General features: G+C 69.4%; 16 protein-coding genes. 10 read left to right on the forward strand and 6 right to left on the reverse strand.

All coding sequences use genetic code 11. The annotated features are described in order from the left end of the window. Nucleotides 1–356 precede the first annotated feature (356 nt). The 3 genes from ACYVAN_RS19060 to purE all read left to right on the forward strand — a co-directional run bounded on the left by ACYVAN_RS19060 (nt 357) and on the right by purE (nt 3,031). Nucleotides 357–1,181 (forward strand): hypothetical protein, encoded by an 825-nt coding sequence (locus ACYVAN_RS19060; RefSeq protein WP_460961493.1) that lies wholly within the window; start codon nt 357–359, stop codon nt 1,179–1,181. Between the two features lie 69 nt (nt 1,182–1,250). Beyond that, on the forward strand, nt 1,251–2,441 hold the full coding sequence (locus ACYVAN_RS19065; protein ID WP_460961495.1) for a 5-(carboxyamino)imidazole ribonucleotide synthase: 1,191 nt from the start codon (nt 1,251–1,253) through the stop codon (nt 2,439–2,441). 101 nt (nt 2,442–2,542) lie between these two features. Then, nucleotides 2,543–3,031 carry a 5-(carboxyamino)imidazole ribonucleotide mutase gene (gene purE, locus ACYVAN_RS19070; protein ID WP_460961591.1) on the forward strand — a complete coding sequence of 163 codons (489 nt, stop codon included), beginning with the start codon at nt 2,543–2,545 and terminating at the stop codon, nt 3,029–3,031. 69 nt (nt 3,032–3,100) lie between these two features. Here the strand turns inward: purE and ACYVAN_RS19075 are convergent, their stop codons facing one another. The 4 genes from ACYVAN_RS19075 to ACYVAN_RS19090 all read right to left on the reverse strand — a co-directional run bounded on the left by ACYVAN_RS19075 (nt 3,101) and on the right by ACYVAN_RS19090 (nt 7,734). After that, nucleotides 3,101–3,886, reverse strand: coding sequence for a thioesterase family protein (locus tag ACYVAN_RS19075; protein ID WP_460961497.1), 786 nt, complete (start codon nt 3,884–3,886; stop codon nt 3,101–3,103). 108 nt (nt 3,887–3,994) lie between these two features. Beyond that, nucleotides 3,995–4,717, reverse strand: a complete 723-nt coding sequence (locus ACYVAN_RS19080; protein ID WP_460961499.1) for a TIGR03089 family protein — start codon at nt 4,715–4,717, stop codon at nt 3,995–3,997. A gap of 130 nt (nt 4,718–4,847) precedes the next feature. Continuing rightward, nucleotides 4,848–6,137 (reverse strand): LCP family protein, encoded by a 1,290-nt coding sequence (locus ACYVAN_RS19085; RefSeq protein ID WP_460961501.1) that lies wholly within the window; start codon nt 6,135–6,137, stop codon nt 4,848–4,850. Between the two features lie 115 nt (nt 6,138–6,252). Continuing rightward, nucleotides 6,253–7,734, reverse strand: a complete 1,482-nt coding sequence (locus ACYVAN_RS19090) for an LCP family protein (RefSeq protein ID WP_460961503.1) — start codon at nt 7,732–7,734, stop codon at nt 6,253–6,255. A 553-nt stretch (nt 7,735–8,287) separates the two neighbouring features. Here ACYVAN_RS19090 and rfbB point away from each other — a divergent pair. Together rfbB and rfbD are read left to right on the forward strand one after the other, a co-directional pair. Beyond that, a complete protein-coding gene (gene rfbB, locus ACYVAN_RS19095; protein WP_460961504.1) occupies nt 8,288–9,271 on the forward strand; it encodes a dTDP-glucose 4,6-dehydratase in 984 nt (327 codons plus the stop codon). Next, nucleotides 9,268–10,185: a dTDP-4-dehydrorhamnose reductase gene (rfbD, locus tag ACYVAN_RS19100; RefSeq protein ID WP_460961506.1), complete on the forward strand. Its 918-nt coding sequence runs from the start codon at nt 9,268–9,270 to the stop codon at nt 10,183–10,185. Before rfbB ends, rfbD begins: the two co-directional genes overlap by 4 nt. Nucleotides 10,186–10,219: 34 nt before the next feature. Here rfbD and ACYVAN_RS19105 read toward each other — a convergent pair whose 3' ends face one another. Both ACYVAN_RS19105 and ACYVAN_RS19110 read right to left on the reverse strand, forming a co-directional pair. Further along, nucleotides 10,220–11,293, reverse strand: a complete 1,074-nt coding sequence (locus ACYVAN_RS19105; protein WP_460961508.1) for a glycosyltransferase family 4 protein — start codon at nt 11,291–11,293, stop codon at nt 10,220–10,222. After that, a complete protein-coding gene (locus ACYVAN_RS19110) occupies nt 11,290–13,809 on the reverse strand; it encodes a glycosyltransferase (protein WP_460961510.1) in 2,520 nt (839 codons plus the stop codon). The genes ACYVAN_RS19105 and ACYVAN_RS19110 overlap by 4 nt, the downstream gene beginning before the upstream one ends. Before the next feature lie 210 nt (nt 13,810–14,019). Here ACYVAN_RS19110 and ACYVAN_RS19115 point away from each other — a divergent pair, with 210 nt between their 5' ends. Genes ACYVAN_RS19115 through ACYVAN_RS19135 form a run of 5 tightly spaced genes read left to right on the forward strand, consistent with a single transcriptional unit; the run spans nt 14,020 to nt 17,384 of the window. After that, nucleotides 14,020–14,481, forward strand: coding sequence for a YbaB/EbfC family nucleoid-associated protein (locus tag ACYVAN_RS19115; RefSeq protein ID WP_460961512.1), 462 nt, complete (start codon nt 14,020–14,022; stop codon nt 14,479–14,481). A gap of 3 nt (nt 14,482–14,484) precedes the next feature. Continuing rightward, entirely contained in the window at nt 14,485–14,814 is a 330-nt protein-coding gene (locus tag ACYVAN_RS19120) for a type VII secretion target (RefSeq protein ID WP_460961514.1), read from the forward strand. Between the two features lies 1 nt (nt 14,815). Further along, nucleotides 14,816–15,727, forward strand: a complete 912-nt coding sequence (locus ACYVAN_RS19125) for a hypothetical protein (RefSeq protein WP_460961516.1) — start codon at nt 14,816–14,818, stop codon at nt 15,725–15,727. Beyond that, nucleotides 15,724–16,227, forward strand: a complete 504-nt coding sequence (locus ACYVAN_RS19130) for a DUF6346 domain-containing protein (protein WP_460961518.1) — start codon at nt 15,724–15,726, stop codon at nt 16,225–16,227. Before ACYVAN_RS19125 ends, ACYVAN_RS19130 begins: the two co-directional genes overlap by 4 nt. Nucleotides 16,228–16,268: 41 nt before the next feature. After that, the gene (locus ACYVAN_RS19135; protein WP_460961520.1) at nt 16,269–17,384 is read left to right on the forward strand and encodes a glycosyltransferase family 4 protein; all 1,116 of its coding nucleotides are present in this window, start codon (nt 16,269–16,271) and stop codon (nt 17,382–17,384) included. Nucleotides 17,385–17,395 lie beyond the last annotated feature (11 nt).

Raw genomic sequence — 17,395 nt, forward strand, 5'->3', positions numbered from 1 at the left:
GGGATCACGATGCGCTCGCGGGGATCACGACGCACCGCCGAATGCCGTATTCAATCCGACATTCGCCCGACCTCACAGGTACCGGTCGGGTGAACCCGGCCGGTGATACCGCTTCGTGTTCCACGCGTTGCCGGAATGTCTCCGGAGTGGGGTCGCTGCCGATCACCGCCCCGGAACGCGCCCCCGGAACGCGCCCCGGAACAAGCGCCCGCAGCGGCAGGTCCGAACGCGCGGTCCGCCCGGCCCGTTACCGCGGGCAATTGTGATCTGTTCCAGCGTCGCGGCACCACGGACTCACCGTCATGGGCGAAAGATCCGTCCGTCCCTCCTGTGCACAGAAAGGTAGGCGGTAGGAGATGGTGAACAAGTGGCGGGTGAGCCCCGACACCGCGAGCGCGTGTTCGTTGGCGGGACGGCAGCGAGCGCTTCGGATCAAGTGGCGGACCGCGAGCCTCGCGGCGGGTTGGCCGTTCCCGAGCGATTGGGCCTCCGACGCGGTGGACCGGGTTTGCCTCGACGTGGTTTCCGGGCGGAATCCGGTCACCTCCCTCGGTGAGTTCGGCGCCGCTCGCGCCGAGGCGGGGGTCGCACTACCGGGTACGCTGCACGATCTCGCGGCCCTGCACGCGGTGTCCACGGCCGGACACGAGGGGCTCATCGCGCCGGATCCGGACGTGGTGCCCGCGCACCTGGTCCGGGCGACCGCGATCGGTTGGGCCGAGGAGCTGGACCGGCAGGCGGTCGGCCGCGAAGTGGAGGACCCCCTGACCGGGCTGACGACGGCGGCCTACCTGCGGACGCGCCTGCACGAGGTGTACCGGGCGGCGGTCGCGCGGCGGCGGGCACCGAACCTGGACCACGCCCTGCTCACCGTCACCCTCGACCTCACCGAGGACGTTGTCGGCTACTCGCGCATGATGGGCATGGTGGTGGCTGCCGATGTGCTGCGGTCGGTGTTCGACTCGGGGGAGACGCTCACCCTGCTGCGGGGCTCGACGGCCGCGGTGCTGGCCGGGCGGGACGGCTCGCTGGACGGGCGCTGCGAGCTGGTTCGCCGGTTGACGAACCAGCGGATGCGGAGTGACCCGGACCTGCGCTCGTGCGGTCCGGTGCGGGTGCGGGAGAACCGCCTCCCGGACGAGCACGGGGAGGCCTGCCGACTGCTCGCCGACATGTCGTAGCGGTTGTGCTCCACGTCCCGTTCGGCGCTCCCGACGGCGAGCTCGTCCGGAACCGTCCTCTAAGCTCTGGTGCTCGTGGACCACCGCACCGGAACCCCAGTTGTCGGCATGATCGGTGGTGGGCAGCTCGCGCGGATGACCCACCAGGCCGCTATCGCTCTCGGGCAGTCGCTGAAGGTGTTGGCGACCTCGCCCGAGGACCCGGCGTCGCTCGTATCACCGAACGTCGAGATCGGTCACCACACCGACCTCGACGCGTTGCGGGCGTTCGCGCGGGGATGCAACGCGGTGACCTTCGATCACGAGCACGTGCCCGGCGAGCACCTCCGCGCCCTGACCGACGAGGGCGTGCGGGTGCACCCGGGACCGGACGCCCTGCTGCACGCCCAGGACAAGTTGGTGATGCGCCGCAAGCTCGCCGAGCTGGGGCTGCCGGTGCCGCAGTTCGCCGAGGTGACGAATGTCGCGGAGGCCGTCGAATTCGGCGACGAGCACGGTTGGCCGTGCGTGCTCAAAACCGCTCGGGGCGGCTACGACGGTCGTGGTGTCTGGATGCTCGACTCGCGGGAGAGCGCCGAACGCACCGTTGCCGAACTGCTCGACGGTGGTGCGCCGCTGCTCATCGAGCAGCGCGTCCCGTTGCGCCGCGAACTCGCCGCGCTGGTCGCGCACTCGCCGTTCGGGCAGGGTGCGGTGTGGCCGCTGGTGGAGACCGTGCAGTCCGACGGGATCTGCGTGCAGGTGCTGGCACCTGCACCGGACGCTTCCCCGGAGCTGACCGAGCAGGCCCAGAACATCGCACTGCGGATCGCCGAACAGCTCGAAGTCGTCGGGGTGCTCGCGGTCGAGCTGTTCGAGACCGATGACGGGTTGGTCATCAACGAGCTCGCGATGCGGGCCCACAACTCGGGCCACTGGAGCATCGAGGGCTCTCGGACCTCCCAGTTCGAACAGCACCTCCGCGCGGTGCTCGACTACCCGCTGGGCAGCACGGAACTCACCGCGCCTGCCGTGGTGATGGCCAACGTGCTGGGGGCTCCGGAAGAACCCACCATGAGCCTGGACGAGCGCTTGCACCACATGTTCGCCCGCTTCCCGCACGCCAAGGTGCACTTCTACGGCAAGAGCGCACGGCCCGGCCGCAAGATCGGGCACGTGACCGTACTGGGTGAGCGGATGTCCGAGGTGCGTTCGCAAGCCGGTCTCGCCGCGCACTGGCTGTCGAACGCCGAATGGCCCGACGGCTACGAAATTCACTGACCCGAACGCGAAGCGCCCGCCCCGGCCGCGGTCCGGGGCGGTGGCCGGAGACCTCCCGGAGGAACATCTTGACCGAGGAACGACCGCTGGTCGGCGTCATCATGGGCAGCGATTCGGACTGGCCCGTGATGGAGGCCGCCGGACAGGCGCTCGCGGAGTTCGACGTGCCGTTCGAGGTGGGCGTGTACTCCGCCCACCGGACACCGCAGCGCATGCTGGACTACGCGGGCAACGCCGCCGAGCGGGGCATCCGGGTGATCATCGCGGGTGCGGGAGGTGCCGCGCACCTGCCGGGCATGGTCGCCTCGGCGACGGTGCTGCCGGTCATCGGTGTCCCCGTCCCGCTGAAGTACCTCGACGGCATGGACTCGCTGTTGTCGATCGTCCAGATGCCCGCCGGGGTGCCGGTGGCGACGGTGTCCGTGGGAGGCGCGCGCAACGCGGGTCTGCTGGCGGTCCGCACGCTCGCCGCCGACAGCGGGCAGCGCGGTGCCCGGCTGCGCGCGAGCATGGCCGGGTTCCAGGCGAACCTCGAGAGCGCGGTCCACGACAAGCACGCCGCCTTGCTGGCCGAGGTCGACGAGGGCTGACGGCCCCCGGTCGGTCTCGCGCGGGGTGGCCCGGTCGGTCTCGTGCGGGTGACTCGGTCGACCGGCCGGTCAGCCGAGCTGGTTGACCAGCACGGCCTCGCTGGCGCTACCGACCGGGCCGTGTTCGTCGAACAGCCGTGCCGTCGCCACACCGAGCCCGCTGGGTTGCACGTCGCGGGTCATTTCCATGCCGAGCCATTCGCCTTCGGGCTCGCGGTGCAGGTAGAGCGTGATGTCGCTGTTGATCCACGGCCCGAAGATGGTGCCGAGCGGACTGGCGGCGCTGATGCAGTCGACGAGGATCGAGGTCCTGGCGAGCGGGCTCAGCGGTTCGCCGGGCAGCAGCGGCAGCGGTATCCGCATCCACGCCCTGCTGGTGCCGTCCTCGGTCAGCTGGTTGGCGATCCAGCGGACGTCGATGACGTCGTGCACGCCCCACCGCAGTCCGAGTTCGGCGGGCAGGAGCGCGCCGTCCTCGATGCCCTCCGGACCCTCGAACGGGACCGGTGTCGTCGGGCCGTCACCGTCGACGTCGGTGCGGCGGAGGGCTTGGGCCACGCCGCGGGCGAGCTCGACGCCGTCGGCGGTGAGGACGGCTTCGAGGACCTGCAGCCGCTTGCCCGCCCGCAGGACACGCGTCGAGACGTCGACGGGTGTGCGCGGGACCGGTCGCAGCAGGTCCACGGTCAGCCGGGCGACGACCAGCTGGTCGTCGTCGATGGCGGACTCGACGGCTCGCGCCAACAGGCCCGCGACCGGGCCGCCGCCGGTGAGTTCACCCCACGGGTTGCCTGCTGCCTCGGTCGGCAGGAACAAGTCGCCGTGCGGTTCGAAGAGGGTCCCGATCTCTGACACGCAACACAGGCTACTCGCTGGTAGCTTTCTGTGGTTGTGTCTCGCACCACGTGGCTGCGGTGTGAACCACGTGGCTGGGTCTCGAACGACGTCGCCGCGTCGCGCGGGTCAGACCGGCCGGTCGCCGAGTTCCAACGTCGTCCGCTCGTCGGCCCGTCGCTGGTCCAGCTTGCTCGGGTCCGGATTGGTGCACTGCACCAGGGAAGCCTGCGCCGAGAGCACGGTCAGCAACCCGTCGACGACCCCGCCGGACAAGTCCCAGTCGAGGGTGGACAGCACCCGATCGTTCTTTCCGATGCCCAGCTCGGCGGTTCGTCCCCGTGTCCTGTCGAGCAGTTCGTCGGTGGTGGCGCCCAGCAGTGCGGGAGCACTTCCCGACACCGGCATCAGCGGGGTGAAGTCGTCCCCGTGCACCCGGATGTCCGAAACGTAGTCCACCGCCCCATCGGGTAGGTCGCGTACGGGGCCGCCGAGAGCGTCGAGGCCGACGGCGGCGATCACGTGCGCGCCCGAGCCGGCCCCGGTGTCGGACGCGGGAACGAACGCCACCTCGGCCCCGGTCGGATCGGAGGTCACGTGCGCACCGCACCACCACGCACCCAGCAGGACTCCCATGGTCTGCCAGTGCGCGGGCAGCGCGACCGACACCGGTGCCTCCTGCTCGATGTCCAGCTCGTCGACCAGCCAGTTGGCCGTCTTGGCCGCCCAGTTCGCCACCGTCGCGCGGGAAAGCTCGATCCGGGCGCCGGTCGCGTCGTCGTAGTGCGTGATCAGTGGCCGAGGCGCGCCGCTCGTCAGCAGCGGTCCCAGCAGTGCTTGCGTGACGCTCAACGAAACTCCAATTCGCGGGAGGGAAAGCCCGTGCACCGACGAGCCGACCCGCGAGCGTAGCCGCCGCGCTGCTCGTCTGATGCGCCCGCGTCGGCCGGTGACACCGTTCGTCGGAGGGTTGCCGGAGCGGTCAGTTCACGCACGGCACCCCCGCCGAACTGATCGGGGGCGGTTCGGTGGCGGGCTGCCCAGGCCGGGCGGACCCGTCCAACCGCAGCGGTGCGGACCCGGTGAAGTTGCCTGTCGCGGTCGGCTCGTTCGCCAGTCCGGTGACGAACTCGCGCACTCGTGCCCGGTCGACGGCCACGATGCTCTGCCCCCGATCGTTGCGCGCCGTGGCGTCCTCGACGGGCAGAGTGACGAATTCCACGCTGCCGGTGGCCAGGCTCTGCATCTGCTGCGCGAAACCCGGGATGTCCCAGGTCTCGTCCAGCACCACCGACCGCTTGGCGGCCGACATCAGGTCCCGCAGCTTCGCGCTGTCGGTGAGCGTGCCGCTGGAGAGCACCTTGTTCGCCAGCGCCGCCATGAACACCTGCTGACGCACGATTCGGTCGAGGTCTCCGCGCGGCAGGCCGTGCCGCTGCCGGACGAACGCCAGCGCGTCCCCACCTCGGATCGTCTGCCTGCCCGCGCTGAAGTCCGCCCCCGAGTCCTTGTCGCTGGTCGCCTTCTTGAGGCAGACCTCGACGCCACCGATGGCCTCGGTGAACTCGTGGAAGCCGAGCAGGTTCACTTCCGCGTAGTGGTCGATGCGCGTTCCGGTCAGCGTCTGGACGCTCCGGACCAGCGCGCGCTGCCCGGCCAGTGCCGACTCCCGCTCGATCCTCTCGGATCGGGCGCTCCCGTCGGTCTCCAGCCGGTCGGTGGCGCGGCGCTTGGCCAACCCGTACACGGCATTGATCTTCTCCGAACGGTCCTCGGTGACCGGCACGTACGCGTCCCTCGGGATGGAGACCGCCGTGGGGGTCCGGCCGTTGTGCGGGACCCGGACCAGGATCAGGGTGTCGGTGTTGATCCCGTTGGTCCGCTCGGTGCGGAGCGCCTTCAACACGCTCAGCGGGAGCGGATCGCCCTGCGCGTCGGTGCGGCTGTCGCTACCGACCAGCAGGATGTCGGTGGCGGAGTCGTTGTCGACCGGCGCGCTCGGAGCGGTCTCGGCCAGCACCGTCGAGGTGCTCACCTCATCGGCGATCCGGTCGAGGGCCAGCCACCCCGCCGCGGTGGCGACCAGTACGGCCACCGACAGGAGCGCGAGGGCGGAACGTCCCGTCAGCACCGCGACCCTGCGTCCGGTGTGGCGCCCGGGGGCGTCCGCCGCGGAGGTGGGAGCTTCGGCGTCCGATTCCGGGGTTTCGGGGCCTTCGCGGGCCCCGCGCGGTAGCGGTTCCCCGGAAAGCGGCTGATCCGGCTCGTTCACGAATCCCCCTCTCGCGTGCCGGCGCGTGCTGATCAGCGTAGCGGTGGTGGATCACCGAGGGCAGGCATTCGGGTGCGGTCCGTTGCCGCGGCAACGGACCGCACCCGAACGACGATCAGTTGACGCAGGGGACGCCGTCCGCGGTGATGCGGGATTGCTCGTCGCCCTGCTGTTGTTGCGGTGCCGGACCGACTTGCGGTGCGGGGCCCGCGCCGCGGACCGCGTCCAGCCGCAGTGGCTGGGAGCCGGTGAGGTTGCGCATGCCCGGACCGCTGTAGTCGCTGCCCAGGTAGACCTCGAGGCTTCCCGCGGTGACGTTCGAGCTGACCTCGGTCTTGACCCCGCCGAGGACTTCCGCGGCATCCTTGGCCACCGCTTCGTCTCCCGCCGCGTGGTAGACGACCGAGCTGCTCATGCCCTCGGCGTTGCCGCTGCCTCCCTGGCCGAACCCCTCGTCGGAGAGCGAGTCGAGAACGCGGCCCGCGAGGCCGCCCTCGCCGGTCGTGTTGTAAACGTCCACAGTGGTCTCTGACCGGCGTTCTTCGGCCGCGGCTTGGGCCTGCTGCTTGGCAGCGCGTTCCTGCGGGGGGAGCAGCAGGTTGTCGACGAACTGCTTCACGTCTTGCGGATCGGCTTCGACGTCCTCGGATCCGGACGAACCCACCAGCTCGACCGGGATGGTCTGGAACTCGATGTTGCCGCCCGCGATGCCCTGCATCTGCTGGGCGAACTCCACGACGTCCCAGCCCTGGTCGAGAACCACCGACTTCTTCAACGCCTTCATCAGGTCCGAGAGCTTCGACGGGTTGCTCAACGTGCCGCTGGACAGGATCTTCCGGGCCAGGCCGGACATGAACACCTGTTGGCGGACGACCCGGTCGAGGTCGCCGCGCGGCAGGCCGTGGCGCTGGCGAACGAACGCGAGCGCGTCCGAACCGGCGATGGTCTGCGGACCGGCGGGGAAGACGGCGCCGGAGTAGTCGCTGTCGTCCACGGCGTCGTTCAGGCAGACGTCGACTCCGCCGACCGCCTTGGTGATCTCGTAGAAGCCGAGCAGATTGACCTCGGAGTAGTGGTCGATGCTGACACCGGAGAGGTCTTCGATGGTTTTGATCAGGAACTTCTGCCCCTCGGCCCGGGAGCGCTTCTCCAGCTCCTTCGGGTCGGTGACGCCCTGCTGGGTCAAGTCCTCTTCCGCGCTCGCCTTCGCCCTGCTCAGCGCGGAGTTCAGCTTGTTCTCGCCGTAGCCTTCCATGTCGACCAACGTGTCCCGGGGGAAGGACACCGCGCTGGCCCGCTGGCCACCGTTGGGGATCCGCACCAGGATCATCGTGTCGGTGAGGTCGCCACCTTCGTCGTCGGTGGTGCGCAGCGCGCGCAGCACTTCCTCGGACAGCGGATTCCCCTGGGCGTCGGTGCGGGAGTCGTTGCCGATCAGCAGGATGTCGGTGGCGCCGTCGGGGGAGCTCAGGCCTTGGCTGATCACGTCGCTGCCGGTGAGGCCGGAATTGAGGTTTCGCAGGTACCCCCACGCGATGCCGGTCGAGCTCAGGACGATGACCGAGAGCAGTGCTGCGAGGGTGCGCGCGGCGATCATCCTGCCGCGGCGGCCTCGGCCCCCGCTGCCGCGGCTCCAGGTGTCCTCCCGCGGTGCTTCCGCGGCGGGAATCGGGCTGTCCGGAGGACGTTCGGGCTGGTTTCGCTTCGGCCGACGATGCTCCGGGCCTCCGCCGGGGCCTCCCGCCGGGCCGCCGGTGGGGCCTGCGCCACCCCGCTGATGGGGAGGGGGTGCGCCGCCTCTTCCCGGGTGGGGTTGTCGATTGCTTCCCCGTCCCGGGACGGGTCGGCCGGGCTGCCCGTGGGGGCGGTCAGGCCTCCGCGACCGGTCGTCCACGCCGATTCCTCCTTGTGGGTGACATACGGACGAGCGTTATACAGCCGGAGGGTGGTGCTGCTCGTGTCAGAGAGCAGGCTAACCGTGATCTCAATCGGAGGAACGAGGTCCCGTCGAATTGAGAGTCATCCTCTTGTGAGTGAACCGGTTGATTACTCACAGTGTCTAGGGAGTCTGCTCTGGCGCCCCCTGAAGCGTGTCAGACTGCGGGGTGTCCCCGGTCAGCCGGGACGATCAGCGGACCGAGGAAGGCGCAATGCGGATTTTGGTCACCGGCGGGGCCGGCTTCATCGGATCGCACTACGTGCGACAACTGCTCGGCGGGGCCTACCCGGACTGCGTGCCGTCCGAAGTGGTCGTTCTGGACAAGCTCACCTACGCGGGCAATCAGGACAACCTGCGCGACGTGGCCGACAACCCCGGATTCCGGTTCGTGCGGGGGGACATCTGCGACGCGCCGCTGATGGGCGAGTTGATGCGCGGCGTCGACGTGGTCGTGCACTTCGCTGCCGAAACCCACGTCGATAGATCCATCGCCGGTGCCTCGGACTTCGTCACGACCAACGTCGTCGGCACGAACACGCTGCTGCAGGCCGCCGTCGCCGAGGGCGTGGAGAAGTTCGTGCACGTCTCGACGGACGAGGTCTACGGCTCCATCGACGAAGGATCCTGGCCCGAAGATCACGCCCTGGAGCCCAATTCGCCCTACTCGGCGGCGAAGGCGGGTTCGGACCTGCTCGCCCGCGCCTACCACCGAACCCACCAGCTGCCGGTGTGCATCACGCGGTGTTCGAACAACTACGGGCCGTACCAGTTCCCCGAGAAAGTTCTGCCGCTGTTCGTCACCAATCTTCTGGACGGAAAACCGATCCCGCTCTACGGCGACGGCCTCAACGTCCGCGACTGGTTGCACGTCACCGACCACTGTCGCGGCATCCAGCTCGTGGTGGAATCCGGCACTCCCGGCGAGACGTACAACATCGGTGGCGGTACCGAACTCACCAACCGGGAGCTCACCGAGCGAGTGCTGAAACTCATGGGGCACGACTGGTCGAGCGTCGAGCAGGTTGTCGACCGCAAGGGGCACGACCGCAGGTATTCGGTCGACCACACCAAGATCGCCGCGGAACTCGGTTACAAGCCGGTCGTCGACTTCGACGAGGGGCTCGCCGACACCGTCGCCTGGTACCGCGACAACCGCGCGTGGTGGGAACCCCTCAAGTCGGGAGCGAACTCATGACCAGAACGGCCACGCTGGTCGCGGGCGGCCGAGGTCAGCTCGGAGCCGAACTGGCCCGGTCGCTCGCGGGCGGCCACGGCATCGTGCACGCACCGGGATCGGGAGAACTCGACGTCTCCGACGGCCAGGCCGTCGCGGACGCCGTTGACTCCTTCGCCACCACGGCACGGGATTCCGGGCTGCGCCCGGTCGTGATCAACGCCGCCGCGTTCACGGCGGTCGACGCTGCCGAGGCCGATCCGGAGCGCGCCGCGGCGGTCAACACGGCCGGTGCCGGCGCTCTCGCCCGAGCTTGTGCCGTCGGTGGACTGCCGCTGTTGCACGTCTCCACCGACTACGTCTTCCCCGGAGATGCCGCAGAACCGTACGAACCGGACTCGCCGACCGGGCCGAGAACCGTTTACGGGCGCACGAAGCTCGACGGGGAACGAGCCGTGCTCGAATCCGGTGCCCGGGCCTGGATCGTGCGGACCGCATGGGTCTACGGCGCGCGCGGCGGCAACTTCGTCAAGACCATGGCGAGGTTGGAGTCCGAACGGGACACGGTGTCCGTTGTGGACGACCAGATCGGATCACCGACCTGGGCTGCCGATCTGTCCAGCGGGCTCGTCGAACTGGCGGCTCGGGTGACCCAACGCCGCGGACCGGACCGGAAAGTGCTGCACTGCACCAATTCCGGGTCGGCCAGCTGGTACGAGTTCGCCCGGGCGGTGTTCGCCGAACTCGGCGCCGACCCGGAACGCGTGCGGTCCTGCACCACGGCCGAGTTTCCGCGTCCCGCGCCTCGCCCCGCGTACTCGGTGCTTTCCGGCCGGGCGTGGTCCGAGTCCGGTATGACCTCGCTCCGGCCGTGGCGCGAAGCGCTCACCGCGGCTTTCGCCGTCGACGGAGGAGTTTTCCGCCCGGCCTCGTGACCGGCATGCTCAGGTGGGTGCCAGCGACCGCGGTTCAGTCGCCCGAAGCCCGGCGGTAGGCCGCCACGGTCGCTTCGGCGCAAGCACGCCAGGTGAACCGCGCAGCCCGCGAACGCCGCAACGACACGGCCAGCTCATGGGTCGGCAGCGCGAGCGCGTCCCGCAGGGCGGTGTTCAGCGCCTCCGCGTCCCCGTACGGGAACAACACCGCATGCCCGTCGGTCACCTCGCGCAGCGCGGGAACGTCCGAACACGCCACCGGAACGCCGCAGGCCAGTGCTTCCAGTGCGGGCAGCCCGAAACCCTCGTCCTGGGAAGGCAGCACGAGCGCGGACGCCCCGGCAACGATCCGCCGCAGTTCCTCGTCCGGCAAATACCCGGTCCGGACGATTCCGCACTCGGAAGAAGCGGGCCCGGGGCCGGCGATCACCAGCGGCGGCAGGTCCGGTGTGTAGGCCCGCAGCAACTCCGCCAGCCCCTTGCGCGGACCGGAGTCGCCGACGAAGAGCACGTACTCCGACGGCACCCCGTAGCGTCCGCGCAACTCGGTGTCCGGCGCCTCCGCCTCGAACCACTCGCGGTTCACGCCCAGCGGGGTGCACGCGAGCTTCTCCTCCGGAACGTCGAAGCGCTCCTGGACACGGCGCCGCACGGCGTTCGTCAGCGTGCACACCACCTCGGCGCGCTGCACCGACCTCCGCATCACCGCGGGCATGTCCGGATCCGCCAACTTCTCCGGGGCGTCGAGGAACGCCAGGTCGTGCACGGTGACGACGCCACCGGCTCGCGCCGCGGGCGGTAGCGAGAAGTTGGTGCCGTGCATGACGTCGGCGTTCCCGCCGCCGAGCAACTCGACAGGGGGGAACGCGCCTCGGGACCAGAGCGCCCGCAGCACTCGCGCAGGCAGGGGAGGCCCCACCACCCGTTGGTCGGACGCTTCGACGCGGAGTCGACGCCAGCCGCGCATGGTGAAACCCATCAACCGGATGTCCACTTCGGACATGGCGGTCAGCTCGTCGACGAGTGCCGCCGTGTAGCGACCGATACCCGTGCGGCTGCCGAGCAGCGGTGTGCCGTCGAGCAGCACCCGGATGTTCGCGGTACTCACCGGCCCAGCAACCTTTCCTTCGTCAACCGTCGCAGCCTGCCGGTGGCACGTCTGGCGACCTCCAACGCGCCTCCTGATCGGAGGTATTCCTGCAGCAACGCGACGTCCCGGCGCGCCGAGTCCCCGATCTTGAGCGCGGGGGAGCGCACCAACGGCGCCGCCGCGGGCAACCGGTCGGCGGCCGGCCGCGGGTCGCGGCAGAACTCGGTCAGCGGCGCCAGGGCCGATTCCCAGGTGAACCGCTCCCGAACCTCCTTGATCCGTTCGCGGCAGGACGCGGCGAACTCCGCGTCGTAGAGCACCCGCTCCAACGCGTCGGCCAGCGCGGCCGGGTCCTCGGCGGGAACGACCACGCCGAGCTCCTCCTGGCGCACGAGGTCGGCGAAGGAATCACCATCGGTGGTCACGATGGGCAACCCGGACCACAAGTAGTCCAGCACCCTGGTGCGGAAGGCGAAGGTGGTCTCGACGTGCTCGAAGTGCGTGGTGACGCCGCAGTCGGCATCGAGCAGGTAGTTCTGCCGATCACCGTAGGGCACCCAGGTCTCGTTGAAGAAGACGTGCTTGTCGGTCAGGCCGAGTCGGCGGGACAGGCTCCGGGTCCGCTCGGCCATCCCCATCTCCGGCACGTCCGGATTCGGGTGCTTCATGCCGAGGAAGAACAAGCGGAGGTCGCTGTGCTCGTCGGACAGCCGGTGCACCGCGTGCAGCAGGGTCAGCGGATCGAACCAGTTGTAGACGCCTCCCGCCCACAGCACCACCTTCTCGTCGGTGGCGATACCGGGCCGAACCCCCTTGAGCGCGGGCGCGGTACGGCGGGGTGCGCTGGAGGACAGGCCGAACGGCACCACCGAGAGCAGTGACCGCACGGTCGGGTCGTCGTCGTACAACCCCGGTGTGAGCCTGCCGAGCGAGGCGAGATGCCCGAGCCAGAAGTGGCGTTGGCGTTCCGAGGCGCACAGGAAGAAATCACCGCGCTGCAGCTGGTTGTTGAGCACGTCGGTGACGCCCCGGAGGTCTTTCGTGCGGCGCTCGTCGTCCGAATCGCGGCTCTGCTCCAGCAGTTCGAGGTGCATCGGGTCGTAGATGTCGCACACGACGATCTTGGTGGAGTCGATCTTCTTGAGTGAGGGCACCAACTCCAGCGCGTGGCCCTGCAGCACCACGATGTCGGCCCAGTCCACATGGGACCGCAGCTCGCGGATGTTGGCCGCGAACACGGGGAAGTCCGACTCCGGCGGGTTTGCCCTGACTCGCGCGTTGATGCTGACCAGCCGCACGTCGTGCTCCTGGGACAACATCTCGGAGATGTGCCAGGCGCGGATCGCCGTTCCCGCCATGCGTTCGGTCACCGCATCACCGGTGATCACCGCGATGCGGCGCGGTCGTCCGTAGACCTCGTCCAGCCCGAACACGTCGACCAGCGCTTCGTGGGCGGCCAGGTAGCGAGGCAGCGGGTAGGCGGGTTCCATGGCCTTGCGCATCAGCGGCACCAGGTCGGTGTCGGTGCGCACCCTGGCCCGTTGTTCCACCTCGCGGCTCTCGCGCAACGAGGGCAGCAGCTCCACGAACTGGTCGATGGCGAGCACCCCGGCGAGGGCATCCCGGTCGATGACGACCCCCGACTCGTCGTCATCGCCCTCGGGACGCCGAGTGATCTCCAGCTGGGTCGGGTCGATCTCACCGCGCGCGGTGGACCGGCGCACCGCCAGCGCTATCGCGGCGGGCAGCGCCTTGGCCAGCGTCTCGTCGGAGGCGTTCTTGTAGAGCGCGGCCAGTGCATTGCGTTCGAGCAGGTAGTTCTCGCGGGCGGAGGAAATCCCCGCCATCGACGCGTGATGCCGGTGGTAGGTCAGCGATGCCGGTTCGTAGCGGACGCGCCAGCCGCGCAGGTTCAACCGCCAGCCGAGGTCCACGTCCTCGTAGAACATGAAGAAGCGGTCGTCGAAGCCGCCGAGGGCGGTGAACAGCTCGGCGCGGACGAACAACGCCGAACCGGTGCCGAACAGCACGTCGCGAGCCGCATCGTGTGATCCGTCGTCGACCTCACCGGCATGGCGCTTGTAGCCCATGCCGAACCACGTCAGGCCGCTGTCGACGAAGTCGATGTGGCTGCCGTCCCAATCCAGCACCTTGCTCGCCACCGCGCCGACCGTCGGTTCGGCCCGCAGTACCGCGACCGCCGCGCGTGCCCAGTCGCGGGCGGGGCGGGCATCGTTGTTCAGGAACGCCAGCACCTGACCGCTCGCCCGCTCGGCGCCGAGGTTGCATCCCCCGGCGAATCCGAGGTTCTCGGTCGACTCGACCAGCAGCACCTCCGGGGCGGCCACCCGGATCCGTTCCGCGCTGCCATCGCCCGAGGCGTTGTCCACGCAGACCAGCTCCAAGCGCTCGCTCGGGTAGTCGAGCTCATCGCGGAGCGCGCGCAGGCAGGCAGCGGTGTCGTCGGCGCCGCGGTAGTTGACGACGATCACGGACACGGTGGGTAAGGAGCTGGATGCGGTCGTTTCAGCCACGCGTCCAGCCTGCACTATTGACCTCCGAACGGATCGCACAACCCTAAATAGGGACATTCCAGTTGGATAACCAAGTGGCTGGAAACACAAAGCGGGTTGTACTCCGACTCGTCCAGGATGCTTCGTTGTGGCACACGACAAAGCGAACTTTCAGCGGGAACCGATAGGTCCTGGCCCGCGTCCGAATCGGCACAAGAGTTGGGAGTGCACGTGACAAATCCATCGGCGAATCCGGAAGACATGCTCGCTGGGTTCAGACAGCAGATCGAACAGAAGGTCAAGCAGGCCGAGCAGCTCCAGCAGGCAGCCGCCGAGGTGCGGGTTTCGACGGCGAGCGCCGATGGTTCGGTGACCGTGCTGGTCGACCACAGTGGAAACATGATCGACCTCACCCTCACCGACGGTGCCCTGCGCAAGCGTCCCGACGAGGTGTCCAAGGAGATCCTCGCGACCGTGCGCTCCGCGCAGGCGAAGCTCACCGAACGCATGCAGGAAGCCATGGAGCCCGTCGTGGGCGCCGACAGCGAGACCCTCGGCGCCGTGATGTCGGGATTCCGGGAACGCTTCCCCGAACCGGAGGAACCCGAGCAGTCGGCTCCGGCGCCGGACCGGTCGAACGCGGACGAGGACAACGGGAACGACAGCTGGATGGACGACCGGAGGGGTTGGTGACCCGTGGCTGACGGGTTCGGCGTGCACACCGAGGAAATGCGCGCACACGCACAGAAACTGCAGGGCGTGACCGAGCGCATCGGTACCGCCCAGGACGCCGCCGGGCAGGTGTCGATGAACGGCGTCGACGCCTACGGCATCCTCTGCAGCCCGCTGCTGACCCCGCTGCTCGGCGTGGTCGAGCTGGCCGGTCAGAGCGCGATCGGAGCGGCCAACCTCGCCGTCGAGGCGACCGGAACCGGTATCCGGGAGATGGCGGACGGTTACGACGACGCGGAGAAGGCGCTCGGCGAGACGTTCGAGAAGATCTCCGGCGAACTGGGAGGTAAGTGAGATGGCCGAAAACGCTCTGGTGGCCGATGTCGAGCCGCTGGTCAGCCCCGAAGACGGCATCGTGTTCTGGGACTTCGCCGTCGATACGAAGAACGCGATCGACAACGAAGACTGGGCCGAGGCTGGGATCACCGGTGCCGCTGCCGGGCTCGATGCCCTCGCGGTGGTCGCGGATCCGTTTGGTGCGCTGCTCACCTCGGCCTTCGCGTGGGCGATGGAGCACGTCGATCCACTGCCGGAGATGCTCGACGCGCTGGCCGGGAGCCCGGACGTGGTGCAGTCGAACGCGACCACCTGGGCCAACGTCTCGCAGGAGCTCGCCGAGGCCGCGACCCAGATGGAGCAGGCGGTCAACGCGGACACGGCCGCCTGGTACGGCCCCGCGGTCGATGTCTACAAGCCGGTCGCGCTGGGCGAGGCGAAGATGATCCAAGCGGCCAGCTCGGCGGCGAGCGCGGTCGGCGGCGCGGTGTCGGCGGCCGGGATCGCGGTCTCGGTCGTGCGCACGACGGTGCGCGATCTCATCGCCTCGGCGATGTCCGATCTGGTCCAGTGGCTCGCGCGGTCGGCGGTCGCGGCGGGGTTGACGCTCGGGTTGGCGACCCCGGTGCTGGTGGCCGATGCCATCCGGATCGTGGCGAAGTGGTCGACCAAGGTTGCCGACTGGCTGCAGAAGATCGTGACCTCGATCAAGAAGCTCGCCGAGCTGGTCAAGAAGGTCAAACCGGTCCTGGACAAGGTGAAGGACTCGATGGAGCCGCTGCAGAAGGCGGGCAAGGCGATGCAGCGCGGCGCCACCAGGACGGGGCTGCACGATCTTTCCGCTGGGCAGCAGTTCGCGCGGAACGCGGCCGTGAGCAGCACCACGATCGACGATCAGGGGTACGCGAACACCATGTCGGGGGAGTCGTGAAGGTAGTCCGGGACATGCTGCTCGTCGCGGTGGCGGTATTGATCGCGTTCGCGAGTTTCACTGTCGTTCCGCCGTACTTCGGTGTGAGTGCGGTGGATTCGGAGATCACCGCTCGGGGCGCGGCTACCGCTCAGCAGTGCCGGTTCGCCGGACCGTTGACGAGGTCGAACCATCCTGATGGGCCGCTGCAGACGAGCTGGGGGTGGATGTGTGAGGCGGAGGTGCGGTTCGATGATGGCCGCACGGAGCAGGTGGAGACGCAGTATTCGCGGTTGACCGATGCTGATGTGGGTCGTCCTGTGCGGGTTGTGGAGCGGCTGCAGGCGGCGTCGAAGTCCCAGGACCGATCGGTGATCTATCGGGCGGACTTCGAACCCCGTCCGGTACTGGGGGGCGCGTCCATGCTGGGGACGGTGCTCCTCGCGCTGTTCGTCGGCCTCCTGCCGCTGCAGAGGCTGGTTCGGCGGGCACGTGGCAAACCCGCCGACCCGGATGACTGAGGCGACCGGGAGAGCGTTCGCGGAAACGGAGAGGAGGGCAGTTGCCCGAGCTGGTCGCGATAGCCGAGCAACTGCTCGCCCCCGTGCCGGGCGGGACCGGGCGCTACACACGCGAACTCCTGGGAGCGATGGCCGCCACCGCACCCGACGGCTGGCGGATCAGCAGCGTCGTGAGCAGCAGCGGTGATCCCGCCAGTGCCACCGTCGACGGAGTCGCCGGGCCGAAGGTGATCCGGCTTCCACGGCGGGCGCTGATCGCCGCCTGGGAACGCGGCCTGCCACCGTGGCCCGGCGGAGACGTGGTGCACGCGATGACCCCGCTCGCGCCTGCTGCGCGGCGCGGACGCGGGCTGGTCGTGACCGTGCACGACGCCGTGCCGTGGACCCACCCCGAGACACTCACCCCGCGCGGGGTGAACTGGCACCGACGAGCGATCCGGCGGGCGGCTCGGCACGCCGACGCCCTCGTGGTGCCCACTCGGGTGGTCGCCGACGAACTGGCCGACCACGTGGACCTCGCAGCGCCGGTGCACGTCATCGGTGAGGGCGTGCACCCGCGACTGCTCACCGAACCCGCGCGGGCCACGACGCCCGCACCGGCCACGACGGCGGGACTGCCACCCGCGTACGTCCTGGCGATCGGCACGGTGGAACCCCGCAAGGGGTACGAACACCTCGTCCGGGCGCTGGCCCGTCCGGGCGCGCCGGAGGTGCCACTGCTGATCGCGGGCCGACCCGGCTGGGGAGACCTGGACCTCGAACGGCTCGCGCGCGGACTCGGCCTGCCCGACGGCCGGGTGCGCATGCTGGGTGGCGTGCCCGACGACGAACTGGTCGCGCTGCTCCGCCATGCCACCGCTCTCGCGGTGCCGAGCCTCGCAGAGGGGTTCGGGCTACCGCTGCTGGAGGCGATGGCCACCGGGATACCCGTCGTGCACTCGGACGCCCCCGCACTGGTGGAGGTGGCCGCTGACGCCGGGTTGGCGGTGCCCAGGGCTGACTCGGGTGCGTTGGCGAGCGCGTTGCGGGTGGTGGTCGACGATCCGGCACGTCGGGCGGAACTCGCCGAAGCCGGCCTCCGCAGGGCCACGCGCTTCACCTGGGAGAGCGCCGCGCGCGCCATGTGGAACCTGCAACTCGATGTAATCAAGAAATGAACATGTTTCCG

This window comes from Parasphingorhabdus pacifica, assembly GCF_054779195.1.

Excerpts from the sequence above, each read along its gene's own strand:
- rfbB (WP_460961504.1), top strand. The coding sequence starts at position 8,288 with ATGCGGATTTTGGTCACCGGCGGGGCCGGCTTCATCGGATCGCACTAC.
- purE (WP_460961591.1), top strand. The coding sequence starts at position 2,543 with ATGGGCAGCGATTCGGACTGGCCCGTGATGGAGGCCGCCGGACAGGCG.
- ACYVAN_RS19125 (WP_460961516.1), top strand. The coding sequence starts at position 14,816 with ATGGCCGAAAACGCTCTGGTGGCCGATGTCGAGCCGCTGGTCAGCCCC.
- ACYVAN_RS19060 (WP_460961493.1), top strand. The coding sequence starts at position 357 with ATGGTGAACAAGTGGCGGGTGAGCCCCGACACCGCGAGCGCGTGTTCG.
- ACYVAN_RS19090 (WP_460961503.1), bottom strand. The coding sequence starts at position 7,734 with ATGATCGCCGCGCGCACCCTCGCAGCACTGCTCTCGGTCATCGTCCTG.
- rfbD (WP_460961506.1), top strand. The coding sequence starts at position 9,268 with ATGACCAGAACGGCCACGCTGGTCGCGGGCGGCCGAGGTCAGCTCGGA.